We start from the raw sequence: 24511 nt of genomic DNA, 5'->3' as shown, positions 1-24511 counted from the left end.
ACCAAACTTAAACCGGTTGGTTCAATTTACGCAAATCGCGCAAGTAAGCAGCCGTTTCATCATTAATAACGTGGGCCACATCAACGTGAAGCATTGGCTTACGGTTGTCGTACCACACATCTGTGACGACCAATGCCATATCCGTGTCAGAAGCGCTCACTAAATTCTGATCTTCCGTGTATTCTCGCAAGGCGTTATTCAACGCTTGTCGAATGACCACGACTTCTTGGCGCTCCTTAAATGGGATTTCAAACTCAAATGCCATCACTTCATGTCCCCAAATATTGGCCACCAACGTCGAAGTTGGTCGGTTCATTGGAAAAATCAACAGTTCATTTGATAAATCCTTCAAGGCAACTGCCATTGCTGCGTTCACGACTTGTTGCGAGGCGATAATTTGGCGTTCCGTCAAACGACGTCCGTAACGACGATAAATCGTGACTGCAATGACACCGAGTAACACAATCAGTCCAATCCATACAAACAACATATTACTTACCTCGTGAGTCACGGTAGGCCGTAATGATGCGTGATAGTTTGTGCGCAATGAAGTCACTTTGCTTGCTGTCCTTTTTAGCTGGCGACGTCACGCGCAATGAGCGGAATGTCGCTGACAATAGCACAAAGTCATGGTACAGGCGATCTGTTGACGTTGCGCGTTCAGGCAAATCTGTATATTGCGCGGCTAATGAAAAATCGTTGTAGTTACGCACGAAATCTTCTAAAGGTGTCACCAGCACAAAATGACCAGCCTGGCGCTTAGTCAATTCAACTGCTGACAAACCAGCAATCATCGCTTGGAGTTCTGCTTCGTATGCAGATGAGATGCCCGTTGTTAGTGTCGCGACCTGTTCGGCTGGTTCATTTACAGCCAGCGTTACATAGCCAGCGATACCGCGATTCAAATTAACGTCCCATAACCCACCAACGTAAATATACGTTGCCAAATCGGCTGGTAGCGTTGCTTTCAAACTATTGGCCAAAGCAACTTCTTCAGGCGTCGTTGTTGGCACATATGCGCGTTTGAATTTTCCTTTAACACCACGCACATTGTCTTTTAATCGTTGCCAGATGCTTTTTGTCATCACTGCAAACCTCCGTTTCATTAACTTAAGTGTAACCGAAACACGGCAAAAAAACGACTGGTTGCTTATCGACGTCATATCTCATACATCCGGTGTGAATATGGTATTTAATCCGCATTTCTGATAAACTTACATATAAGATTGTTCGGTACAAGACAGTAATTAAAAAGGAGATTAACCGATTATGATTTTTAAGGTTTACTACCAACCTACTATGAAGCAAAACCCAAAGCGTGAAAACACGCAATCACTTTACATTGACGCTGTTGATCAACCAGCTGCTCGTTTGGCTGTTGAAACAAACACGGATTACAACGTTGAGTTGATTGAGCAATTGTCAGAAAAGGCTTTGGCTTACGAGCAACAAAGCCCTAACTTTAAGTTGACGGAGTTCTAATCTATGGTAATGAATCTGGATGTACGTCCAGACGAGACAGCCGTATACGCATTGGGTGGACTTGGGGAGATTGGTAAGAACACATACGGTATTCAATATGGCGATGAAATCATCGTTGTGGATGCTGGTGTTAAGTTCCCTGAAGACGAATTGCTAGGAATTGACTATGTTATTCCTGACTATACCTACCTAAAGGAAAACCGCGACAAGATTAAGGCGTTGGTTATCACCCACGGTCACGAAGACCACATCGGTGCTATCCACTTCTTCTTGAACGCAGTTAACGTTCCTGTATATGGCGGACCTCTCGCCTTGGCATTGATTAAGAACAAGTTGGATGAACACGGCTTGTTAAACAGTACCGAACTTCACGAAATCGATGAAGATACTGTTCTTAAGTTTGACAACATGAGTGTTGAGTTCTTCCGCACAACTCACTCAATCCCTGATACGTTCGGTGTGGCTGTTCACACCCCTTCAGGTACAATCGTCGAAACGGGTGACTTCAAGTTCGACCTGACACCAACGACTAAGCAGCCACCTAACCTACAAAAGATGGCCCGCATCGGTTCTGAAGGTGTCTTACTTTTGATGTCTGACTCAACAAACGCTGAACGAGATGAATTCTCAAAGTCAGAGCGTTGGGTTGGTAAGACGATTGACAAGTTGTTTGATGAAATCGATGGTCGTATTATTTTCGCCACGTTCGCCTCAAACATGTCACGTGTGCAAATGGCAACTGAAGCTGCCCTTGCCCACGGTCGTAAGATTGCCGTCTTCGGCCGTTCAATGGAAAGTGCCGTTACCAACGGTTTGGCACTTGGCTACTTGAACATTCCAAAGGAGATGTTGGTTGATGCACACGAAATCAACCGCCTCCCACCTAACGAAGTGTTGATTCTTTCAACAGGTTCTCAAGGTGAGCCGATGGCAGCCCTTGCCCGTATCGCGAATGGTACGCACAAGCAAATTTCAATCCAACCTGATGACACAGTTATCTTCTCAAGCTCACCAATTCCTGGTAACACACAATCTGTTAACCGCGTGATTAACGAACTTGAAGAAGCTGGCGCTAACGTTATCTACGGTAAGGTGAACAACATCCACACTTCTGGTCACGGTGGCCAAGAAGAGCAAAAGTTGATGTTGTCATTGATCAAGCCAAAGTACTTCATGCCTGTCCACGGTGAATACCGTATGTTGAAGGTGCACGAAGGTTTGGCTCACGATGTTGGTGTTCCTAAGGACAACACATTCGTGCTTGATAACGGTGATGTTCTTGCTTTGACGGCTGATTCAGCTCGTTTGGCTGACCACTTCCCTGCTGAAGATACTTATGTTGACGGTAACGGAATTGGGGATGTCGGTTCTGCAGTTTTGCGTGACCGTCAAATGTTGTCACAAGATGGTTTGGTTGTCGTTGTTGCAACGATCGATTTGAAGAATCAAGAAATCACGGCTGGTCCTGATATCTTGTCACGTGGATTCATCTACATGCGCGAATCTGAAGAATTGATCAATGAAGGTCGTAAGGAAATCTTCCACGCAATCTTAACTGCAATGCGCGAGCCAAACGCAAGTGAGCACAGCATTCGTAACGCTGTTGTATCTCAACTACAACGCTTCTTGTATGACAAGACGAAGCGCCGCCCACTAATCTTGCCAATGTTCATTTTGATCTAAAAACAAAAACACCTTCGTAACTTGCATAATGCAGTTACGAAGGTGTTTTTTTAGTTCTTTTGTAAGTTTTCTAACAAATGTTCAATTGGTGTCATATCGGTCATATCCGTTTGACGTGACTCAACCATTTCTACCAATCGTTGTTCTGTTGCCGTTCGTTCACCCATGGCCTTGCGCTTTTCAAAAGCGTACATTACCTTGAGTAACATCTTATCCGATGTTGAGACCTTATCAATATCAATCTTACCACCCAGCAGTGAAACACTCGCACGTGGCATGTAATCATGGACTTGATCTTCCAAAAATTGAATTGTTTCCTTATCTTCTGGATCTATCATCCCCACAACGAAGACCCGTTCAACAATATCTGGATCAAAGGCATGCGCAATTTCTGGCAGTCCCGCCACCGTACGTCGGTAAATCGACGCAAACACATAAACCTTTTCAATCCCTGGCTCAGCTGCCAGTGCCGGACATTTATGATAATCGCAGACCGGTAAATCCAACGCCGTCGCAAAATCCTTTGCGTATGCTTCGGTGGTTCCATATTTTGATGCATAAATAACAACTGCATTCGTCTTTGACATAACGATATCCCCCTACCCTTATTTTACTTAAGTGTACCGCTGACATTTGACTTACTTATGCAACAAAAAAGAAAAGCATCAGCTTATTTTTGGTTGATATTGTTCGTAATTACTTATTTGCTCACAATTTGCATAATTGTTGGCAACTCATTTACTTCATAAGTTGCTTGATATGGCGTTTCATTTACTTGTTGGTGAAGATTTACCCAAATCGTGTCCAAATTATAACGATTACCACCTTCAATATCTGACGCCAAACCATCCCCAATCATGATTGACTCTTCACGCACCATATCTTGACGGTGCCCAAAGATAGCATCAAAGAATTCAGTTGATGGCTTGGCGTGACCAATAGCATCTGAGATGAACACATCGTCAAAGTAACGACCAAATCCGGTATGTTCTAGACGTAGTTCTTGCGTGCGTTGTTCACCATTCGTACCGGCAATCAACTTGTAGCCTTGTGCCACCAAATTCTTAAGCAAATCTTCGGCACCATCTAGCACAAAATAATTTTCATTTAGATAATGACGATATTCTTTTTCCAGCGCGATACCGTCTACTGCACGGTCGAATTCAGCAAACAGTTTACCGAATCGTGTGTTATGGATTTGATCCTTATTAATTTCACCACGTTCATATGCCGCCCATAGTCCGCGGTTGATTGTTTGATACGTTGCGAAGGCGTCGTCAACTTGGTTTTCTAGACCGTGATCCCGAAAAATATTCATCAATCCCACTTGCTCGCCCTTGCGGAAATCTAGCAATGTGTCGTCCAAGTCGAAAATTAGGTGCTTATACATGTTTTGCCTCGCTTCTACTGGTTATTTAAACTCAGTATACCAAAAAGCACCGGTCAAAGACCGATGCTTTAGAAAAATATTATAGCCAGAATGGATATGGACGGGTTGTTACCATCAAATCATAGGCACGTGACCCAAGTTCTTCCCCATCCGCATGGCCAAATTCTAGGCGCGATGTGCGTACGCGAATTGATGACGCCGTAAAGCGGTGCACCTCTGAATAACGATAATGACGACCGCGGACCAACTGGCCAAGCAACCACAAAATCTTAATGAAGAATTGTGGACGTTCAATCATAATTAAGTCAATCTTGCCATCAGTTGGATCTGCATCTGGCATAATCTTTACACCACCACCGAAGTACGGGTGATTTGATACCGTCAACAGGTAACCACGTGGCGTGTAAAACTTACGACCATTCGCAATAATTTCAACTGGAAAACGATCTTGACGTGACAGCGCCTCAATCAGAGCCACGCCGTAAGTCGCTTTGCCGAGCTTTAACTTATTAAGAATATTCTTGATACGTGAGTTATTCGCAATTTCAACCGTCGTTGCGTCAAACCCAATCCCCACGTTATTCAAGAAGAAACGTCGTTCACGCTTAACCGCATCCATGTACTCACCAATATCAATTGACTTTGGCTCGTTAGCTGCAACTTTCGTTAAAATGGCTTGCATCATTTCAACTGGTGTACCAGTAATACCATGCGCGCGTGCAAAATCATTTCCTGAACCCGCTGGAATATAGGCCAACGGAATACTTCTTTTCGTATCAAAGGCAAGCAAGCCATTGATAACTTCATTTAGTGATCCGTCACCACCGACAACAACCAATTGTCGATCTGACGCGTCTTCATATTTAGCATATTGATATGCCCATTTACGCAATTCCCCTGGCGCAGTTGATAGTCGACTATCAAAATCCACCCCAGTGTTTTTTAAGAATTGCTCAACCTCTCCCCAGACAACCATGGATTTTCCCGAACGTGCTGCCGGATTGACAAAAAATGTGTAATGCATCTTTTTGCCATCTCTCTTTCTTTTTGTCATTAATTAGTATACAAAAATTAATACACCTCGTCAGCCAAAATAGGGGTACGGTCACAAAATGGTCGATTTTTACGCATACAAAAAGCCAGAACCAATTCGGTCCTGGCCACGTTTGTTACTTAACACCCCAATAAGATTCTTTGTAAGCATCACGTGCTTGCTTTTCTTCGGCATACACGTCCGCATGCTTCTTGTAAAACTCCTGGTGATCCTCTTCGGCCTCCCAGAATGTCGTTGCGTCTTCAATCGTCGTCACAATCGGTGACTCCCCAAAGATTCCCGACGCTTGTAATTGGTCTTTTGACGCCTCAGCAATTGCCCGTTGTTCATCTGAATTCACAAAAATAACTGGGCGATAGTTATCACCACGGTCTTGAAATTGCCCCATTGCGTCTGTTGGATCAGCCGTCTGCCAATAAAGTGTGACTAGATCTTCGTATGACACAATTTCATCGTCAAACCAGATTTTGACGGCTTCGGTATGTCCGGTTTCATGAGCTTTAACTTCTTCATACGTTGGATTAGCTTTAAACCCACCCGTATATCCCGAGCGGACTAGCTTGATACCTGGTAAGGTTTCAAACGGCTGTACCATGCACCAAAAACACCCCCCTGCAAAAATTGCTGTTTGTTCTGCCATTATGACTTCCCCCTAATGTCGATTGATTACTTCAACTTAATATCCCAAGCTGCAATTTCAGCTGAACCGTATAGTTGCTTCATGTGCTTCTTTGTTGATTCCGTTTGGTAAGCCTTAACCACTTGCTTGTAAATCTTCTTGTTTTGCGTTCCCTTGCGTGCTGCAATAATGTTGATGTAGCCCTTGTTGGCCTTGTTAACTGGCTCGACGTACAACGCCTTATCGATGTCCAGCTTGGCATCCAAAGCATAGTTGGTGTTAACAACCGCCGCGTCAGCACTCTTCAAAGCTGAAGCTGCTTGATCAGATGCCACTTCCTTAATTTTGAAATCCTTCTTGTCCTCAGTAATATCCTGGGCACTTGGCAACTTCACATCATGGTTGTACTTAATCAAGCCGGCAGCTTCCAGCACATCCAACGCGCGCTTTTCGTTTGACGGATCATTTGGCACAACAATCGTACCGCCCTTAGGCAAATCGGCCAGCTTCTTGTGATTGTCAGAATAGATGCGAATTGGTGTCACGTAGGTCTTACCAACACTGACCAACTTGCCCTTGAAATTTTTGTTCTGAACGTCGAAGTAATTAATCGTTTGGAAGGCATTCAAATCAATTGACTTGTCGACCAACGCTTGGTTTGGCTTGATGTAATCCGTAAACAACTTAAGCTTAATATCGATACCATACTTTTTTGCAGCATCCTTCTTTACGTACTCCCACAATTGACGGTCAGAGTCACCCACCAACCCAACCGTTACCGTCTTGTCCTTTGAGGCCGCTGATACAGCATGTGGTTGACTAGCAAAGACTGCCAAACCCGCCACTGCAACAACCGTTCCCAATACAACCTGCTTCTTTGAAATTCCCATTTTCATATCCTCCATAAACCGCAGCTAAAAACAAAAAAGCCCGTTCCTATACGTCGCCCCAAAATTAGGGCTCGATATAGAAACGGGCTTACCGTGATACCATTCTACCTTCATCATGCCAGTCACCCGACATGAACTTACAACGTGCAGACAGGGAGCGAGATGATGCTGTGTCGATACGCGTGTCTGGTAACGGAGACCAATCCGTGTGGTATTTACAGACTTGCTGTTCATGCCACCCAATCACAGGCCATTTTCATCATCAAATCGCACGTACCGTCACACCGACCCGATACTCTCTAGGCTTTGAATCAATCATTACTTTCCTGATCACTTTGTTTTTAACTGTCGTTTTTTCTTTATGAGCATTATATTAGTGTTTTCTCATTTTAATGTCAACGCTTTTTTAGAATTAATTTTCGTTAACGGCCTTCAATGCTGTCGCACCAACGAAATTAACCGGTTGCGTGAAGTTAGGTTGGAAGAAGAAATCGGCCATCGCTAGGTCATCGATTGTCATTTTGTTTTGAATGGCTAATGACACAACATTGGCTGCCTGTGAAATGTCATGCTCTGACATAAAGGCTGCTCCTAGCACACGGCGTGTCGTTTTATCCCAAGTCAATGTTGTTAAGACCTTGGTCGTTGAAAGCATAAAGTCAGGACGGTAATCCTCCTCATACACCGTTTCTTCAACTTCAATCCCACGGGCTTCGGCACTCGCTTTATTCAACCCCGTACCTGCCATTGCAAAGCCGTAAAGTTCAACTGCTGACGTGCCTTGTGTGCCTGTATACGCCAAGTGATGGCCATCAATATTACGCGCAACTAGCATGCCTTGTCGAATGGCATTCGTTGCCAATGGAATATAATCCACTGCCTCGGTTGGATTGTAAAAGACCGTGGTCGCATCCCCAGCGGCGTAAACATCAGGTACGCTTGTTTCCATATATTCGTTGGTCTTAATGGCACCGTTTGGTAACATCTCAACTTGCCCTTGGAACAAATCCGTATTTGGTAAGAACCCAATGCCAAGCACAGCGATATCTGCTTCATAGGCCCCCTTGTCAGTCACGACACGAATACCACCGTCTGGCAAATCTTCAAAGGCTGCTACGCGTTGTCCTAATGCTAAGGTAACGTCGTGTGCAACAAATGCCGCCTCTAGACGATCAGTCATCACCGGACTAAAGTTTTTCGGCAAGACACGATCCAAACCATCAACCAGCGTGACTTCCTTACCCGTCACTGAAAATTGTTCCGCAATTTCAGCACCGATATATCCAGCACCAATCACCACAACACGCTTCAAGCCGTCCGCAACATTTTTAATACGGTTAGCATCTTCCCATGACTTAGCGAAGTAAACACGATCACTATGAATACCGGGAATATTTGGGACCAACGGCTTAGACCCCGTTGTAATCACAATCTTGTCAAACGTTTCAGTTGTGATTTCATCCGTCAGTAAGTTCTTCGCACGAATTTGCTTAACATTCAAATTCGCTTCGACCACTTGGTGTTGCATCTTCATCGTAATGCCTTGTTCCGTCATCGATTCTGGTGATTCATAAAACATACGTTGCTCGTCTGACACGTGGTTTCCTAGCCATAGTGCGATACCGCATGACAAAAACGAAACTGTCGTATGTTGTTCATAGACCGTGATGTCGGCATCTGGGTGCAGCTTCTTGATTTGCGTGGCTGAGAACGTGCCAGCGTGTGTACTACCAATAATTGCAATTTTCATGTTGCGATTCCCCTTATTTTGCTTTCCCTTGTGCATTTGCAAACCAGTCATTAAACAACAACTTCACAATAGGTCGCGACTCCTTTGTTGCGCTTTAGAAACACCCACATGTTTCTAATTACGGTTTATTATTGTCCGATAATTGGGTATTGCACAAAATAATAGTAACAAACTTCACAAAATAATCAAACCTTTTTCAAAAACAAAATTAAAAAACGCCCGAGATTTCTCTCGGACGCTCTTATCGACGCTATTTACTTAAACCAGCTATCAACCTGCTTTTGATGATCAGCAATCCATTCCTTGGCTGCTGCCTGCGGTGACTTGCCGTTTTGGATGGCTAACATGACTGATTCCATGTCTTGCTCATCCCACTTAAACTTATCCAACACACGGTAGGCCTTGGGTTTATCTTCCTTAAGTCCCTTACGCGTGAACGTATTGATTGATTCAGATTTTCCAAATGAACCCTTTGGATCAGCCAAATACTTCAAGTCGTACTTTTGGAACATCCAGTGTGGCGTCCAACCAGTCACCACGATATCTTGCTTATCCTTAATCGCCTTACCAAGTGCCACAGTCATGGCACCTGATGATGACGGCGTCAACTTCCAACCATTGTTGGTCAAACCATAATCAGCCATGGCCTTTTCAGCAGCGTTCGTGACCCCAGCTCCGGGTTCGATACCTGTCACCGTTTTATTAGCTTGTGTGGTTAAATCACTAATGCTATCGACGTCCATATACGCTGGCACAACCAACCCAGTCTTAGCACCAGTCAAGTTAGGCCCAAGCATATCAATTTGTGACTTGTACTTTTTGTATTGCGCCGCGTGCGTGTTTGGTAACCAAGCCGACACTGATGCATCCGCTTGTCCATTCGCAACTGATTGCCACATGATTGAGTTATCAAGTGGTGTCAGGTTAACGCTATAACCGTGTTGACGCATTGCTTCAGCCAACACATTACTTGAAGCAACTTCTGAGTCCCATTGCACATAAACAAGGTTCAATGTGTCCTCTACCTTCTTACTGTTGGCAAAGGTATTCACAACCCCTGAACCAACCATCGCAACAGCCACGACAATCGCTGTCCACATCTTCCAGTGGTGCTTTGAAGTTGGTTGCTTATCAGCCGGCTTGACGTTCAATTTTTGTGTAAAGCGATCAATGATGATGGCCAAGATAACCAAGGCCAGTCCATTCACAAATCCCTTACCAACATCCGCGTTTTGCACCGCTGACAAGACACCACGACCAAGTCCTGGCGCACCAATCATTGAGGCAATCACAACCATTGACAAGGCCAACATAATCGTTTGATTTACACCGGCCAAGATCGTATTGGTTGCCAGTGTCAGCTCAAGCTTAAACAACTTTTGCTTCGGCGTTGATCCATAAGAATCTGCCGCCTCAACCAAATCCTTTGGCACTTGGCGAATCCCTAAGTTCGACATACGAACAGTTGGTGGCAGCGCAAAGATAACAGACGCGAAGACACCAGGGACGACACCAATACCAAAGAAGGCAACCGCTGGAATCAAATAAACGAAACCAGGCATCGTCTGCATAAAGTCCAAAACCGGTTGGACAATCTTAGCAACCGTTTCCTTCTTGGCCATCCAGATACCCAAAGGCACCCCAATAATGATTGAGACCAGACTAGAGACCAAGACCAATGTAAAGGTACTCATCAAATCTGACCACAAATTTTGGTTGGCAATCAGTAGCAGCCCTAAGAAAGTAAACAATGGGAACCCCCACTTTTTACCGCATACTAGGATTGCAAATACCGTCAGGCCGATAATGACCATCCAGCTTGGCATTGCTGTTAAACCATTGGTAATACCGTTCATCAAGTGGGTCCCGCCATCTTGAATGACATTAAAGAACCCACTCAAAGTGGTCGTTAGCCAGTTAACGGCCGTTTCGACCCAGTTGGCAATCGGTAATTTACTTATTAATACTGTATTCATCGGTAACTATTGTACCTCCGTTTCAGACAACGCTTCTAGGACGCGACCACGAATGATAACGCCAAGCAAACGGCCATTGTCTACTACCGCCAGTGGCGTCGGTGCATCATAAATCAGTGGCATAATGTCAGCCACCAACATATCACGGGCAACTGTTGGCATTTCTGTCATGACGTCACGCAACCCAATGTTTTCACGACGAGCACGCAAGGCGTCCTCACTGCTGATGAATCCTTGGAAATGACGACGACGATCAACAGCGACCAACCCACTCACTTCTTCAGTACGCATCTTCTTCAATGCCACTGCTGGTCCATCAACATCAATGTTCGTTGTAATTGGTGGAATCATAATACGTTCAGCCGTTAACACCTTTGAACGGTCGACATCTTCGATAAACGCACGGACATAATCGTTAGCCGGCGCAGTCAAAATTTCCTCTCCAGTACCGACTTGTTGAATTTGTCCATCCTTCATAATGGCAATGCGATCACCAATGCGGAGGGCCTCGTTCAGATCGTGGGAAATAAAGATAATTGTTTGACTCGCATTTGCTTGCAAATCCAACAACTCATCTTGCATATCACGACGAATCAAGGGGTCAAGTGCTGAGAAAGCCTCATCCATTAGCAGGATTTCAGGGTTATTTGCCAACGCACGGGCCAACCCAACACGTTGTTGCATCCCACCTGAAAGTTGATTAGGATATTGGTCCTTAAACGCCAACAAATTGGCATTATCAAGTGCCTTCTCAGCTCGTTCACGCCGTTCTTCCTTTGGCACACCTTGCACCTCGAGACCGTACTCCGTATTTTCTAAAATCGTACGGTGTGGAAACAAGCCGAAGCTTTGGAACACCATACTCATTTTCTTACGACGTACTTCCAATAATTGTTCCTTTGACATCGTTGAGATATCTTCACCATCAATTTTGATTGACCCTGATGTGGGCTCAATCAAGCGATTCAACAATCGAATAAGCGTTGACTTACCCGATCCTGATAATCCCATGATGACAAAAATTTCTCCCTCTTCGATGGACAAGTTCGCGTCATAGACACCAACTGTCGCACCTGTCTTTTTCAAGATTTCTGTTTTAGAAGCTTGCTGCTGGACCATTTGCAAGGCCGGCTTAACACGTTTCCCAAAAATCTTGGTAAGATGTTCAATTTCCACCTTAGCCATATCTTCATATTCCTCCTACTTGATCGAATTTCTCTCACTTTCGATAAGTGACAACCCTATTGTAAACATGAAGTTGTCACTTGCGTCAAATTTATTTATGTAGACCAACGTGTACCGAAAACGGGACACACCCCAATTTGATAGGCTTACAAGTAGGTCTACCAATTAATAATTGATTGTTTCTTATCAACGCATTATCAGCGAATATGATATGCTTATCTTAATTATGTATTCTAAATTTGGAGGGATATTATGGCCGGACTAAAGCAGCCTCGCTATCGTGTCATTGCATTACGCATCGCTGAGCAAATTAGCGCTAACCAACTCAAGGTCGGCGATAAAATTCACGCCCGCTCAACCTTAGCAACGACATTTGGCGTATCATCAGAAACTGTCCGTCGCGCGATTAGTGTACTCGGTGACTTAGGCATCGTGGAAACCACCCATGGTAGTGGCGCTAAGGTCCTATCTCGCCAGAAGGCCCAGAAATTCGTTGAGAGCGAAACAGAGGTCAACGGGCTACAAGACCTTCAACTATCGCTCACAGAGCAAATTAAGGCCCAGCAGGCCGGTTTAGATGCTTTGAGTAAGGATTTACACCGGTTTGTGGATCAATCACAACACTACCAACAACATAACCCGTTGACGCCCTTTGAGTTGGCATTAACAGAGCCATCCACGTTATTTGAAAAATCATTGAGTGAACTGAATTTTTGGCATCAAACTGGCACAACTTTGGTTGGCATTTCGCATGAGGACAAGCTGGTCATCTCACCTGGCCCGTATGCCAAAATCCATCAAGGTGATACGCTTTACTTTGTTGGGGATGAAAACAGCGTCCAAAACGTTTATAACTTTTTCTACAGCAACTAAAAAAGACGAGCAAGAAATAAAATTTTTGTTCGTCTTTTCTGTTTGTATTTAATTATGCGTTGAACGCGTCAGTAAGTGGAGGAACCACTTGCTTCTTACGTGACACAACACCTGGCAATGAAGCACGGCCATCGGCCAACTTCACGTCAAAGGCTGCTTCAACCTTATCCAAGTTGTCACCCAAGACCAAGATATCTGAATCTGAGTCCAAGATGTTCGTAACAACAAAGACAAATGTGTTGTAACCTTCTTCAGCCAATTCAGCTTCCATGGCTGCAACAACTTCATCACGGCGTGAGAAGACATCTTCAACGTCAACCGTGTTAACTTGACCGATGCGAACCGTTGAACCATTCAATTCGAATGACTTAGCGTCGCCGTCAATCAATTCCTTAGCTGAACGTGATGACAAGTCAGTACCGGCCTTCAACATTTCCAAACCGTATGCTTCGTAGTCTTCCAAACCAGCAATCTTAGCCAAAGCTTCCAAAGCAGGCTTGTCCATTGGCGTCGTCGTTGGGCTCTTCAACAACAACGTGTCAGAGATGATAGCTGATGCCATCATACCAGCGATTTCTGCAGGAATTTCAACGTTAAGCGTTTGGAATTCGTAGTACAAAACAGTTGCTACAGAACCCCAAGGCTTGTTGATGAAGTACAAAGGTACAGCTGATGAGAAGTTAATCTTGTGGTGATCGTATACACCGTAAACAGTTACGTCAGCAATGTTAGCAACTGATTGTGCGGCCTCGTTGTGGTCAACCAAAACTACTTCTTCAGTGTCAGCTGACTCGATTACGCGAGGAGCGTCAACCTTAAAGTAGTTCAATGCGAATTGCGTTTCTGCGTTAGGCGTACCCAAAGCCACTGCTTCAGTGTCTTGATTGTATGCCTTGTTCAACAAGTATGACGCAGCGAATGCTGAAGCAATCGTGTCTGTGTCAGGGTTTTGGTGTCCGAAAACCAACATCTTAGCCATCAGATAAATCTCCAATTTCTTTTTGTTATTTCAATGTATTAACTATACAACATTTTTATGGTGTAGGCACGTAAATTGGTGAAAAAGTATCGCTTTGGATGCAAAAACACACCATCAGCACAGTGCTAACGGTGTGTTTAACGTTTTTAATTCAAAACCAATGGTTGCACGTAGGCATGCATGCGAACTGGTGTACCAGCCGCTTCGACGTCAATGATAAAGCTACCATTGCTGTAACGTTGACCCATTGGGTGATCCTTTGGTGAAATGTCGAATTGCTTGTCGCGATCCGTCATCACCGTTAATGGTGTTGGCTCATGTGCATCAACGACCATCATCGCTGCGATACGATGTGGATCCTTCTTCAACTCACGCATAATCGCGACACCCTTACGTCCGCGACTCGTTGCTGAAATTTCAGTAACTGGCATCCACTTGAAAGCCCCACGGTTTGAGACAACCGCAATCGCTTGCTTATCAGTTGCAACAGCCATCTTAACCACACGGTCACCAGCTTCAAGGTTCATTGCCTTAACACCAGCTGTTCGGTTACCAGTTGTTGGGACTTCATCAAGTGAATAACGAAGTCCCATCGCATTTTCTGAAGCTAGCACGACTGACTTTCCAACTAGCTTCTTGTCATCAATCAATTCCAAGCCGACAATCGTTGCATCATCGCTCTTAAGCTTGATTAACATGGTTGCCTTCTTCTTGTAGGTACTACGTGGCGCCAAATCAGCAAACGGCGTGCGCTTAATCAAACCGTCACTAGTTGCCACTACCCATTCACCAGCCATATCATCGACAGATGCCATGATACGTACATCAATCACAACTTCATCATTGGCCAAGCCAGTAATGGTTTGTGACAAGTGTTCGCCGGAATCCTTCCACTTAAACTCAGGCAATTCGTGGACTGGACGATAAATCACATTACCCTTGTTTGTGAAGATAAACGCGTGTTGTAGCGTATTCACCTTTTCAACAAATACTGGTTCATCATCATCACGTAGGCCATTCTCGTCACCGGATGCCGTGTAAGAACGTACTGAAGCACGCTTAACGTAACCAGCACGTGACACAAGCATCACAACATCTTCGTCAGCAACCGTCACTGTTTGGTCAATCTTCAATTCTTGCACTTCGGCTTCGATTGACGTACGACGTGGCGTGTTGTATTCCTTCTTGATGGCTTGTAGTTCAGCCTTCAAGACCTTACGCAACGCCTTAGGGTCTGACAAAATTTCGTTGTAGTTCGCAATCTTTTGCGCCAAGTCTTCAAACTCAGCTTGCAATTGTGTCACGTCGGTATTCGTCAAACGGTACAATTGCAACATCACGATGGCTTCAGCTTGTGGCTCCGTGAAGTCATAGCTATCAATCAAGTTTTGCTTAGCATCCTTACGATCCTTAGAACCGCGGATTGTGGCAATCACTTCATCCAAGATTGAAAGGGCCTTAATCAAACCAGTCACGATGTGTTGACGAGCTTGGGCCTTCTTCAAATTAAATTGCGTACGCTTCGTAATAATTTCAACTTGGTGTTCCAAGAAGGCTTGCAACGCCGTCTTCAAGCCAACACGTTCAGGGCGTTGGTTGTGAATGGCAACCATGTTGAAGTTGTACGTCACTTGCAAGTCTGTCTTCTTGAACAAGTAGGCCAAAATACCCTCTGCATTGGCGTCCTTGTTCAATTCGATAGCAATTGATAATCCTTCACGGTCAGATTCATCACGCACTTCCGTAATGCCGGCAACGTCCTTGTTTAGGCGGATTTCATCAATCTTCTTAACCAAGGCTGCCTTGTTCACTTCGTATGGAATCTCTGAAACCTCAATTTGAGACTTACCACCCTTCAATGGCTTAATCTCAGTCTTTGAACGCACAATAATGCGACCACGACCGTTTTCATAAGCTGAACGGATACCATCGGCACCTTGGATAATACCACCCGTTGGGAAATCAGGTCCCACAACGAATTGCATCAAATCATCCAAAGACGCCTTAGGGTGCGCTAGCAAGTAAACCAACGCATCAATTACTTCACCCAAGTTGTGCGGTGGAATATCCGTCGCATAACCGGCTGAAATACCTGTTGCCCCGTTCACCAATAGATTTGGGAAGTGAGCCGGTAGAACCGTTGGCTCATATTCCGTGTCATCGAAGTTAAGAACCATTTCAACGGTCTCTTTATCCAAATCGCGGAGCATTTCACCAGCCAACTTTGACAAACGTGCCTCGGTATAACGCATTGCAGCAGGCGGATCATTATCGATTGAACCATTGTTTCCGTGCATTTCAATCAGTGGTGCACGCAACTTCCAATCTTGTGACATACGCACAAGTGCCTCATAAATTGATGAGTCACCGTGCGGGTGGAAATTACCCATGACGTTTCCGACAGACTTAGCTGACTTACGGAATTGCTTGTCATAGGTATTACCATCTTTGTTCATCGCATACAAAATACGACGTTGTACGGGCTTCAAACCGTCACGGATGTCTGGCAAAGCACGTTCTTGAATGATGTACTTTGAATAACGACCAAATCGGTCACCCATCACCGCTTCTAGGCTGAGCTCTTGAATGTTTCCTACTTCAACCATTCAGTTTCAAATCCCTTCTAGTCTTGCCAAGTTTCAATGACTGGCGCAACAAAATCATCTTCTGCCTCGGTTGCTGGTTCAGCAACTTCTGTATCTTCTTCAAGCAAAGTGTTACCTTCTTCAGCCAAGGTAAAGGCTACGTTAGCCTCAATCCACTTACGACGCGGTTCAACCTTATCACCCATCAACGTCGTCACGCGCTTTTCAGCCAACATGGCGTCGTCAATCGTGACACGAATTAGGGTACGTTGTGCGGGATCCATTGTCGTTGCCCAAAGTTGCTCGGCGTTCATCTCACCAAGACCCTTGAATCGTTGCAATGTGTACCCACGACCAATCTTCTTTTCGGCCTCGGCCAATTGTGAATCAGTCCAAGCGTACTCGATTGATTGCTTCTTACCAGTTCCCTTACGCAACATGTATAGCGGTGGCAAAGCAATATAAACCTTACCAGCGTCAATCAATGGGCGCATGTACTTGTAGAAGAACGTCAACAACAACGTTTGAATGTGAGCACCATCATCGTCCGCGTCGGTCATGATAATAACCTTATCGTAGTTGGCGTCATCGACATTAAACTCAGGGCCAACGCCAGCACCAATCGTGTAGATAATGGTTGAGATTTCTTCGTTCTTCATGATGTCAGCTAGCTTAGCCTTCTCCGTGTTCAAAACCTTACCACGCAATGGTAGGATGGCTTGGAACTTACGGTCACGACCTTGCTTAGCTGAACCACCGGCTGAATCACCCTCAACCAGGAACAATTCGTTTTGTGCGGCATTCTTAGATTGGGCCGGCGTTAGCTTACCTGATAGCAAACGTTCCGTCTTACCCTTCTTCTTACCTGAACGCGCTTCTTCACGAGCCTTACGGGCAGCTTCACGGGCCTCACGGGCACGCAAGGCCTTACGAATCAAACTTTGTGAGAATTCACCATTTTCCATCAAGTAGAAGCCAAGTTGTTCAGACACAACGCTATCAACGATTGAACGAGCTTCAGGCGTTCCCAACTTATCCTTGGTTTGACCTTCGAATTGCAACAATTCTTCAGGAATGCGCAATGAAATAACTGCTGAAAGCCCTTCACGAACGTCAGAACCTTCTAGATTCTTGTCCTTATCCTTCAACAAGTTTACCTTGCGGGCGTACTCATTGAACGCCTTCGTCCATGCTGAGCGCAAACCAGCTTCGTGGGTTCCACCATCTGGTGTACGAACGTTGTTAACAAATGACATCGTTGTTTCTGAGTAACCGTCGTTGTATTGGGCAGCCACTTCAACCTCGACACCTTGGGCAAAACCATCAAAGTACATGATGTCGCCTAGTGTGTCTTTATCTTCGTTCAAGTAACTAACAAATGCCTTAATACCCTCTGGATAGTGGTATTCTTCTGAACGTTCTTGGCCAGCACGTTCATCAGTCAACGTAATCTTAACATCACGCAACAAAAAGGCTGATTCACGCAAACGCTCGGCCAAAACATCAAAGTTATAAATTGTCGTTGAGAAAATCGCAGGATCTGGCTTAAACGTTACCGTCGTACCATTTGATTCCTTCGTCTTACCAAGCTTGTTCAACGTACCATCTGGGTGACCACCGTTAATAAAGTGCTCTTGGTACTTTTGACCGTCACGGACAATCGTAACCGTTAAACTCGTTGACAAGGCGTTAACAACTGATGATCCAACACCGTGCAAACCACCAGACGTCTTGTAGCCACCTTGACCAAACTTTCCACCAGCGTGGAGCACCGTCAAGATAACTTCGGGGGTTGGCTTTCCTGAAGCGTGCATCCCGACCGGCATACCACGACCGTGATCGACAACCGTAATTGCGTTGTCCGCGTGAATCGTCACATTAATTTCATCACCAAACCCAGCCAATGCTTCGTCGACTGCGTTGTCAAAAATTTCATAAACCAAGTGGTGCAAGCCTTTGCCATCAGTTGAACCGATGTACATTCCTGGTCGCTTGCGAACCGCCTCCAATCCTTCAAGGACTGTAATGGAATCATCCGAATAAGTATTCTTGTTTGCCATGGACGCTTCCCTTCTTGCTTTTTTAATCTGTCGTCTTACGTGAAAAATTTCTTTTTCAAAGCGTTCCGTTCTTCATAATAGCCCAACAAAGGCTCTGGTTGCAATAGTATTAAATAAATTTAAAGGTAACAGATGTTTCAATCGTGGTAATATATTAACTGTTCTGTTATTTGAAACAGATAGCAATTATTCTATTTAATACTATTTTATAAGGAGTATTTATCTTGACGATTTTTCATTTTGTCATAAGTTTTTTGCTGGCCTACTTTTTTGGATCAATGCCATTCGGTTACTGGATTGGCATGTTGTTCTATAAGAAGAACATCCTAAAGCTGGGCTCAGGAAACATCGGCACAACCAATACATTCCGTGTATTGGGTACCCGTGCCGGCATTGCCGTGCTATTACTTGATATCTTCAAGGGGTCTGTTGGTGCCCTAATGGCTTACATCTGGGGTCCAGCGCCCGCTTGGACAGTGATGGTGGTCGGTCTTGGAGCCATTCTTGGTCACACATTCTCAATGTGGATTGGCTTTAAGGGTGGCAAGGCCGTCGCAACCTCAATGGGTGTGCTGTTGATGTATACCCCTACTATGTTTGTGATTGCCTTTGCGATTTTCCTAACGGTTATCTTGCTAACAAGCATGGTATCAATGGCTTCAATGATTGGTTTCACACTGGTAACGCTACTATCAATCTTCTGGTTGCATGACTGGCTGCTATCAATCATCGCCTTTGCTTTGACGATTTTTGTATTCTACCGTCACCGTGAGAACATTGTCCGCATTAAAAACGGTACTGAATCAATGGTGCACTGGGGCCTTGGTTACTGGCGCAGCCAATCAAAAAACTAACTTCAATTATGCATTTGAAACACGGCTACAATTCGTAGTCGTGTTTTTTTATTATGCACCCTGTGTCAACACTATAATAAAAAACCTTGCCACCATGTAGCAAGACTAAATAAATTGCTGATTAGAAAAATGTTAGTGAATATGAACCCGTAAATGTTTGAGCTGGTGCAAGTGTATTAATACCAAACTTGTGACGCAACTCACCGTCGGCATCAACCGTGTCAGCAATACCCCACCATGGCTCGATTGCCACAAACGGCGCTTCCTTGGCATATGGTGTCCAAATGCCCACATACTTAGCATTTTGAATGTGCATCGTCACACCATGCGACTCGTTCAACTTTGCCAAAACAATTGAAACGGGATTTTGATCCAAACGCAAAATAATCGCGTCGTCCTTGTAGTCATCACGACGCAAACGCAATGGAATGCGTGAATCAAACGTTGATTCCAAGTTGTTGTCCAAATATGGGCCAACCAACTTGGCACGTTGATACTTGCGTTGTGGTTCAACATTGATGTAGTAGTCCGTAAACTTCTCACCTTCTTCAAGTGGTGCACGGAAGCCTGGGTGTCCACCAACTGAGAAGTAGATGTCATGCGTATCCGTGTTCGTCACAACATACGCAATACCAAGTGTATCTTGCTCAGTGAGACGGTACAAAACGTCAAATTGGAAGTGGAATGGGTAAATTGAAAATGACTCTTCATTATCAACCAAACGGAAGTGAGCTGTCGTGGCCGTCTTTTCAACCAAATCGAATTCATTATCACGGGCAACTCCGTGTTGCGCCATGAAGTAAGTCTTATCGCGATACTTGTAACGATCACCACGAAGGCGGCCAACGACCGGGAACAAATTAGGTGCGTGACGACCCCAGAAATTAGGGTCGGCCGTCCACATGTATTCCAAACCTCTTTCCTTGTTCGTAACACTCGTTAATTCAGCTCCCATTTCTGAAATAACGACCGTAATATTATCATTCTCTAACTTGACTGACATGCCACTGTGCCTCCTGTAAGCGTTTTCCAATATTTCAATTATAACAAATATAAGCATGCTTTTCTATTCAAGAACCATGAATTTTGTATGCAAAAAAGAGGCCCACTTGCGCAAGCCTCTAATTCAGTTACTCAGTTGCACGTGGGAAAAAGTCACGATAACTTTTCTGCAAGGCATCTGTTGTAACGTGGGTATATATTTGGGTTGTGCTGAGACTACTGTGGCCGAGCAATTGTTGCACGGTACGTAAATCAGCACCATTATTCAATAAGTCAGTGGCAAACGTATGCCGGAACATGTGCGCCGACACAACCTGTGTCAGTCCTGCCTTTTTGGCGAGCTGCTTAAGGATATACCCAATCCCGCTCGTCGTCAGTGCTTGACCACGTTGGTTAACGAATAGCTGGTCATGAACCGTGTCGGACTTTGCCAGCAATGCTGGTCGCGCATCAGTTAAGTAAACTGCCAATGAATCAGCTGCATACTGACCGTATGGCACAATGCGCGTCTTATTTCCCTTACCAGTGATGGTAATGATGCGCGCCTGTTGGTCAATCATCCCCAACGTCAACCCTGCAACTTCGGAAACACGCGCCCCGGTACCGTACAAAATTTCCAGCAACAGCCGATTACGTAATCCCAGGAGACTTGTATCTCCCATCACCACTTCAAACAACTTGTTTAACTCTTTTTCGTAAAAGTATCGTGGCAAATGCCGTCCCGCTTTTTTCAGTTGCACACCAGCAAATGGATTACTGGTCACAAATTCATTGCGTTCCAAGAACTGATAAAAGGCACGTAACGAGCTCACTTTGCGTGCAATTGTCCGACTCACATCCCCTTTTTCATAAAGGGCTGATAAGTAAACACGCACATCATATTGATCAACGGCTGTAATATCAACCGTTTCCTGATCGCCAGTCTCTATTAAGAAGCGTTCAAACTCGTTAATATCTGACCGGTAAGCCTTTTGGGTGTCATCTGAATACTGGCGTTCAACACGTAAGTAGTCCAAAAACAACCCGGTTAATTTCGCCGTATCTGCCATCCTTATGCCTTCTCAGTTTCTTGCTTCTCAGCCTTATCTGAAACTTCTTCGTCATCCTTTGGCGTTGTACCATCGGCACGCGTCTTTTCAGTTGGCTTGTCCCATGATACGAAATCACAATCTGGGTAACGTGAGCAACCGTAGAACGTACGACCACGCTTGGTCTTGCGTTCAACAATTTGTCCGATACCACACTTAGGGCAACCAAGACCGATTTCTTCAACAATCGTTTGCGTGTTACGGCAATCAGGGAAGCGTGAACAAGCGTAGAACTTACCATAGCGTCCCATCTTTTCAAGCATCGGTGCACCACAGACATCACAGTTAAAGCCAGCCAAGCGATCCTTCAAGACGATCTTTTCCATCTCCACTTCAGCCTTTTCAAGCTCTTGTGAGAATGGCTTAAAGAAGTCATCGATGACCTTCACCCAGTTTTCCTTACCGTTTTCAACGTTATCCAAATCGGTTTCGACTTGGGCGGTAAACTTGATGTTCGTGACATCCGGGAAGAATTCTTGCACCGTGTTTTGAACTAATTCACCCAATTCAGTTGGCACGAACTTCTTCGCATCAATATGCACGTAACCACGCTTTTGAATCGTCTCAATTGTAGCAGCATACGTTGATGGACGACCAACACCATTTTCTTCCAGCGCCTTAACCAAAGCAGCTTCGGTATAACGAGCAGGTGGTTGCGTAAAGTGTTGTTCAGGTGATGTCTTTGCCATTTGTACCAAATCGCCAACTGCTAATTCAGGCAACTTGTTGTCCTTTTCCTTAGCTGCTGGATAAGCCTTGGTAAATCCAGCAAACTTAGTCTTTGAACCATTAGCACGGAACATTACCCCGTTTTGCTCAATCGTGACAGCCATCGTGTCCAAGATTTCTGGCGTCATTTGACTAGCCACAAAACGTGACCAAATCAATTGATACAACTTAAATTGATCATTCGTCAACTTATCCTTGATTGAAGCTGGCGTACGGAAGACAGACGTTGGACGAATGGCTTCGTGGGCGTCTTGAGCACCTTCTTGTTGCTTACCTTGAACTGGCTTTGTTGCCGCATACTCGGCACCATATTCTTCATGGATGAACGTTGAAGCGTCCGCCTTAGCGATTTCAGAAATACGCGTCGAATCAGTACGCATATACGTAATCAGTCCAACACTACCTTCTTTACCGCCCAAGTTGATACCTTCGTACAACTGTTGCGCAGCCATCATCGTCTTACGCGTACGGAAGTTCAATTGCGTATTCGCCGTCTGTTGCATCGTTGACGTTGTGAAGGCTGGTTGTGGGTTACGCTTACGTTCCTTCGCTTCAACCTTTGTGATATCAAAGTCACCCTTTTGATCAAGGCGCTTCATCACATCTTGAACCGCATCGTTATCCGGCAACTCCGTCTTCTTACCATCAACGCCGTAGAAGACCGCCTTAAACTTGGTCTTATCCTTCTTGAATTCTGAATCCAACGTCCAGTATTCATCTGGTTGGAAGGCTTGAATTTCGTTCTCACGCGCAATAACCAATCCCAATGCGACTGATTGCACACGTCCAGCTGACAACCCCTTCTTAACCTTCTTCCACAAGATTGGTGAGATTGAGTAACCTACCAAACGATCAAGGACACGACGTGCTTGTTGCGCATCAACCAAATCCATGTTGATCTTACGTGGTTGCTTAAAGGCATCCTTAACGGCATTCTTGGTAATTTCATTGAAGACAACACGGTTTTCGCCGGCGTCTAAGTCCAAGTCAAGAATATGTGACAAGTGCCAAGCAATTGCTTCTCCTTCACGATCCGGGTCGGATGCGAGGTAAACGTGCTTAGCTGCCTTAGCTTCCTTCTTCAAACCCTTAATCACATCCCCTTTTCCGCGGATGTTGATGTATTTAGGTTCATAATTATTTTCAATATCGACACCCATCGTTGACTTAGGCAAGTCGCGGATGTGACCAATACTTGCAACGACCTTATAAGAACTTCCCAAGTACTTTTCAATCGTCTTGGCCTTTGATGGTGACTCAACGATAACTAGGTTCTTCTTTGGCTTAGCCTTAGACTTGGTCTTTGAAGCCGTCGCACGCTTCTTTGCTGGCTTCTTTTCAGTTGTTTCTGCCATGTGCGTGGACCTCTTTCTTTTAGATTTTTCTGTTTTCTACTATATACAGTAAGTATTATGCTTTAACAATAATGTACTATACACTACCAGTCTAGACTTTGACAAATAACAACCGTTTCGTATGTGCACCATTTAACAAATTCAGAAGGAATTTCGGATGATATCTGCCGGGGATAATGCAGGTATTGCGCCGGCAGAGATTAAGGCATTTGTCCCACTAGAAAGTGTCGTATCGATTCGACCTGGCACTGCATAAATATCCCGATTTGCAGCCAACGCCTGATTAGCCGTGATTAAAGAACCCGAACGATTTTTGGCTTCCACTACTAAGCATGCCGCACACAGTCCGGCAATAATGCGATTACGTTCCGGAAATTGATGTTTAGCCGGTCCGACCCACGGCAAATATTCCGACACAACAACGCCAGCGTCAGCCACCTGGCTTTGTCAACTATCCCGGCGACGCGGATACGCAACATCAAGTCCTGTCCCAATAACACCGACCGTCGCGCCGTGATGAGCTAACGTTTCGCGATGAACGGCTTCATCAATACCGCTTGCTAAACCAGATATCGTTATAATCCCTGCTTCAACGAATGTCGGCACAAACCCTTTAACAATTTGTTCCCCATACGTCGACATTTCGCGAGTGCCGACAATCGCAACGCCCGGATAACGTGCAAACGAAAGATTCCCTTTGTAAAACAACACCACTGGCGGACAATCAATTTCCGCTAACCAGTTTGGATAATCATCGTCAGCAATCGTGACATAATCCATCATTTTAAGCTTTTCCAATTGTGACCTGGCGACATCCGATTGGCAAAAGGCGCGACTGCTAGCACGTTGCTGCACCGGAACTCCTGCTAATTGATGGACCTCGTTTATCGAAAGTTCATTTACGCCGTGCGCAATCATATATTGCCAAATATGCGTTCTGCCAACAATTCCAACACC

General features: G+C 44.9%; 20 protein-coding genes and 1 pseudogene. 4 read left to right on the top strand and 17 right to left on the bottom strand.

Features of this window, described 5'->3' with window-relative positions:
* Nucleotides 1-7: 7 nt before the first annotated feature.
* On the bottom strand, nucleotides 8-490 hold the full coding sequence (locus tag C6P11_RS05515) for a hypothetical protein (protein ID WP_135519348.1): 483 nt from the start codon (nucleotides 488-490) through the stop codon (nucleotides 8-10).
* A 1-nt stretch (nucleotide 491) separates the two neighbouring features.
* The gene (locus tag C6P11_RS05510; RefSeq protein ID WP_135519345.1) at nucleotides 492-1085 is read right to left on the bottom strand and encodes a hypothetical protein; all 594 of its coding nucleotides are present in this window, start codon (nucleotides 1083-1085) and stop codon (nucleotides 492-494) included.
* A gap of 184 nt (nucleotides 1086-1269) precedes the next feature.
* Here C6P11_RS05510 and C6P11_RS05505 point away from each other — a divergent pair, with 184 nt between their 5' ends.
* Together C6P11_RS05505 and rnjA are read left to right on the top strand one after the other, a co-directional pair.
* The gene (locus C6P11_RS05505; protein WP_003609333.1) at nucleotides 1270-1482 is read left to right on the top strand and encodes a DNA-directed RNA polymerase subunit epsilon; all 213 of its coding nucleotides are present in this window, start codon (nucleotides 1270-1272) and stop codon (nucleotides 1480-1482) included.
* Between the two features lie 3 nt (nucleotides 1483-1485).
* Entirely contained in the window at nucleotides 1486-3165 is a 1680-nt protein-coding gene (gene rnjA / locus C6P11_RS05500; protein ID WP_003609332.1) for a ribonuclease J1, read from the top strand.
* A 50-nt stretch (nucleotides 3166-3215) separates the two neighbouring features.
* Here rnjA and C6P11_RS05495 read toward each other — a convergent pair whose 3' ends face one another.
* The 8 genes from C6P11_RS05495 to C6P11_RS05460 all read right to left on the bottom strand — a co-directional run bounded on the left by C6P11_RS05495 (nucleotide 3216) and on the right by C6P11_RS05460 (nucleotide 12029).
* Nucleotides 3216-3752 carry a flavodoxin domain-containing protein gene (locus tag C6P11_RS05495; RefSeq protein WP_135519343.1) on the bottom strand — a complete coding sequence of 179 codons (537 nt, stop codon included), beginning with the start codon at nucleotides 3750-3752 and terminating at the stop codon, nucleotides 3216-3218.
* A gap of 113 nt (nucleotides 3753-3865) precedes the next feature.
* Nucleotides 3866-4555, bottom strand: a complete 690-nt coding sequence (locus C6P11_RS05490) for a YjjG family noncanonical pyrimidine nucleotidase (protein ID WP_135519341.1) — start codon at nucleotides 4553-4555, stop codon at nucleotides 3866-3868.
* Between the two features lie 79 nt (nucleotides 4556-4634).
* Nucleotides 4635-5579 (bottom strand): diacylglycerol/lipid kinase family protein, encoded by a 945-nt coding sequence (locus C6P11_RS05485; RefSeq protein ID WP_135519338.1) that lies wholly within the window; start codon nucleotides 5577-5579, stop codon nucleotides 4635-4637.
* 145 nt (nucleotides 5580-5724) lie between these two features.
* A complete protein-coding gene (gene msrA / locus C6P11_RS05480) occupies nucleotides 5725-6249 on the bottom strand; it encodes a peptide-methionine (S)-S-oxide reductase MsrA (RefSeq protein WP_135519335.1) in 525 nt (174 codons plus the stop codon).
* Between the two features lie 26 nt (nucleotides 6250-6275).
* Nucleotides 6276-7118 (bottom strand): MetQ/NlpA family ABC transporter substrate-binding protein, encoded by an 843-nt coding sequence (locus C6P11_RS05475; RefSeq protein ID WP_135519333.1) that lies wholly within the window; start codon nucleotides 7116-7118, stop codon nucleotides 6276-6278.
* 412 nt (nucleotides 7119-7530) lie between these two features.
* Complete coding sequence (locus C6P11_RS05470) at nucleotides 7531-8868, bottom strand: FAD-dependent oxidoreductase (protein WP_135519330.1); 1338 nt, start codon at nucleotides 8866-8868, stop codon at nucleotides 7531-7533.
* Between the two features lie 254 nt (nucleotides 8869-9122).
* Entirely contained in the window at nucleotides 9123-10844 is a 1722-nt protein-coding gene (locus C6P11_RS05465; protein WP_135519327.1) for an ABC transporter permease/substrate binding protein, read from the bottom strand.
* 6 nt (nucleotides 10845-10850) lie between these two features.
* The gene (locus C6P11_RS05460; RefSeq protein ID WP_135519325.1) at nucleotides 10851-12029 is read right to left on the bottom strand and encodes a quaternary amine ABC transporter ATP-binding protein; all 1179 of its coding nucleotides are present in this window, start codon (nucleotides 12027-12029) and stop codon (nucleotides 10851-10853) included.
* Between the two features lie 252 nt (nucleotides 12030-12281).
* On the opposite strand from C6P11_RS05460, the gene C6P11_RS05455 reads away from it, so the two are divergent.
* Nucleotides 12282-12902 carry a TrkA C-terminal domain-containing protein gene (locus C6P11_RS05455; protein WP_135519322.1) on the top strand — a complete coding sequence of 207 codons (621 nt, stop codon included), beginning with the start codon at nucleotides 12282-12284 and terminating at the stop codon, nucleotides 12900-12902.
* A gap of 52 nt (nucleotides 12903-12954) precedes the next feature.
* Here C6P11_RS05455 and C6P11_RS05450 read toward each other — a convergent pair whose 3' ends face one another.
* From C6P11_RS05450 to parE, 3 genes are all read right to left on the bottom strand, one after another.
* Complete coding sequence (locus C6P11_RS05450; protein ID WP_135519319.1) at nucleotides 12955-13881, bottom strand: manganese-dependent inorganic pyrophosphatase; 927 nt, start codon at nucleotides 13879-13881, stop codon at nucleotides 12955-12957.
* A 146-nt stretch (nucleotides 13882-14027) separates the two neighbouring features.
* Nucleotides 14028-16487, bottom strand: coding sequence for a DNA topoisomerase IV subunit A (gene parC / locus C6P11_RS05445; RefSeq protein WP_135519317.1), 2460 nt, complete (start codon nucleotides 16485-16487; stop codon nucleotides 14028-14030).
* Between the two features lie 17 nt (nucleotides 16488-16504).
* The gene (gene parE / locus C6P11_RS05440; RefSeq protein WP_135519314.1) at nucleotides 16505-18526 is read right to left on the bottom strand and encodes a DNA topoisomerase IV subunit B; all 2022 of its coding nucleotides are present in this window, start codon (nucleotides 18524-18526) and stop codon (nucleotides 16505-16507) included.
* A 224-nt stretch (nucleotides 18527-18750) separates the two neighbouring features.
* Here parE and plsY point away from each other — a divergent pair, with 224 nt between their 5' ends.
* Nucleotides 18751-19380 (top strand): glycerol-3-phosphate 1-O-acyltransferase PlsY, encoded by a 630-nt coding sequence (plsY, locus tag C6P11_RS05435; protein ID WP_135519311.1) that lies wholly within the window; start codon nucleotides 18751-18753, stop codon nucleotides 19378-19380.
* A 121-nt stretch (nucleotides 19381-19501) separates the two neighbouring features.
* Here plsY and C6P11_RS05430 read toward each other — a convergent pair whose 3' ends face one another.
* From C6P11_RS05430 to dprA, 4 genes and pseudogenes are all read right to left on the bottom strand, one after another.
* The gene (locus tag C6P11_RS05430; protein WP_135519308.1) at nucleotides 19502-20383 is read right to left on the bottom strand and encodes an aldose 1-epimerase family protein; all 882 of its coding nucleotides are present in this window, start codon (nucleotides 20381-20383) and stop codon (nucleotides 19502-19504) included.
* A gap of 127 nt (nucleotides 20384-20510) precedes the next feature.
* A complete protein-coding gene (gene xerC, locus C6P11_RS05425) occupies nucleotides 20511-21431 on the bottom strand; it encodes a tyrosine recombinase XerC (RefSeq protein WP_135519305.1) in 921 nt (306 codons plus the stop codon).
* A gap of 2 nt (nucleotides 21432-21433) precedes the next feature.
* Nucleotides 21434-23554: a type I DNA topoisomerase gene (gene topA, locus C6P11_RS05420; protein WP_135519302.1), complete on the bottom strand. Its 2121-nt coding sequence runs from the start codon at nucleotides 23552-23554 to the stop codon at nucleotides 21434-21436.
* 141 nt (nucleotides 23555-23695) lie between these two features.
* Nucleotides 23696-24334: pseudogene (dprA, locus tag C6P11_RS05415) on the bottom strand (DNA-processing protein DprA).
* Nucleotides 24335-24511: the final 177 nt, after the last annotated feature.

The sequence above is a fragment of the Weissella confusa genome (genome assembly GCF_004766315.1).
Lineage (GTDB): Bacteria > Bacillota > Bacilli > Lactobacillales > Lactobacillaceae > Weissella > Weissella confusa_A.
This window is presented reverse-complemented; position numbering and strand designations above follow the sequence as displayed.

Excerpts from the sequence above, each read along its gene's own strand:
- C6P11_RS05485 (WP_135519338.1), bottom strand. The coding sequence starts at position 5,579 with ATGCATTACACATTTTTTGTCAATCCGGCAGCACGTTCGGGAAAATCC.
- C6P11_RS05510 (WP_135519345.1), bottom strand. The coding sequence starts at position 1,085 with ATGACAAAAAGCATCTGGCAACGATTAAAAGACAATGTGCGTGGTGTT.
- C6P11_RS05495 (WP_135519343.1), bottom strand. The coding sequence starts at position 3,752 with ATGTCAAAGACGAATGCAGTTGTTATTTATGCATCAAAATATGGAACC.
- C6P11_RS05460 (WP_135519325.1), bottom strand. The coding sequence starts at position 12,029 with ATGGCTAAGGTGGAAATTGAACATCTTACCAAGATTTTTGGGAAACGT.
- C6P11_RS05450 (WP_135519319.1), bottom strand. The coding sequence starts at position 13,881 with ATGGCTAAGATGTTGGTTTTCGGACACCAAAACCCTGACACAGACACG.
- C6P11_RS05455 (WP_135519322.1), top strand. The coding sequence starts at position 12,282 with ATGGCCGGACTAAAGCAGCCTCGCTATCGTGTCATTGCATTACGCATC.
- xerC (WP_135519305.1), bottom strand. The coding sequence starts at position 21,431 with ATGGCAGATACGGCGAAATTAACCGGGTTGTTTTTGGACTACTTACGT.
- C6P11_RS05490 (WP_135519341.1), bottom strand. The coding sequence starts at position 4,555 with ATGTATAAGCACCTAATTTTCGACTTGGACGACACATTGCTAGATTTC.
- rnjA (WP_003609332.1), top strand. The coding sequence starts at position 1,486 with ATGGTAATGAATCTGGATGTACGTCCAGACGAGACAGCCGTATACGCA.
- parC (WP_135519317.1), bottom strand. The coding sequence starts at position 16,487 with ATGGTTGAAGTAGGAAACATTCAAGAGCTCAGCCTAGAAGCGGTGATG.
- C6P11_RS05470 (WP_135519330.1), bottom strand. The coding sequence starts at position 8,868 with ATGAAAATTGCAATTATTGGTAGTACACACGCTGGCACGTTCTCAGCC.
- topA (WP_135519302.1), bottom strand. The coding sequence starts at position 23,554 with ATGGCAGAAACAACTGAAAAGAAGCCAGCAAAGAAGCGTGCGACGGCT.
- msrA (WP_135519335.1), bottom strand. The coding sequence starts at position 6,249 with ATGGCAGAACAAACAGCAATTTTTGCAGGGGGGTGTTTTTGGTGCATG.
- C6P11_RS05465 (WP_135519327.1), bottom strand. The coding sequence starts at position 10,844 with ATGAATACAGTATTAATAAGTAAATTACCGATTGCCAACTGGGTCGAA.
- C6P11_RS05505 (WP_003609333.1), top strand. The coding sequence starts at position 1,270 with ATGATTTTTAAGGTTTACTACCAACCTACTATGAAGCAAAACCCAAAG.
- C6P11_RS05515 (WP_135519348.1), bottom strand. The coding sequence starts at position 490 with ATGTTGTTTGTATGGATTGGACTGATTGTGTTACTCGGTGTCATTGCA.
- C6P11_RS05430 (WP_135519308.1), bottom strand. The coding sequence starts at position 20,383 with ATGTCAGTCAAGTTAGAGAATGATAATATTACGGTCGTTATTTCAGAA.
- parE (WP_135519314.1), bottom strand. The coding sequence starts at position 18,526 with ATGGCAAACAAGAATACTTATTCGGATGATTCCATTACAGTCCTTGAA.
- C6P11_RS05475 (WP_135519333.1), bottom strand. The coding sequence starts at position 7,118 with ATGGGAATTTCAAAGAAGCAGGTTGTATTGGGAACGGTTGTTGCAGTG.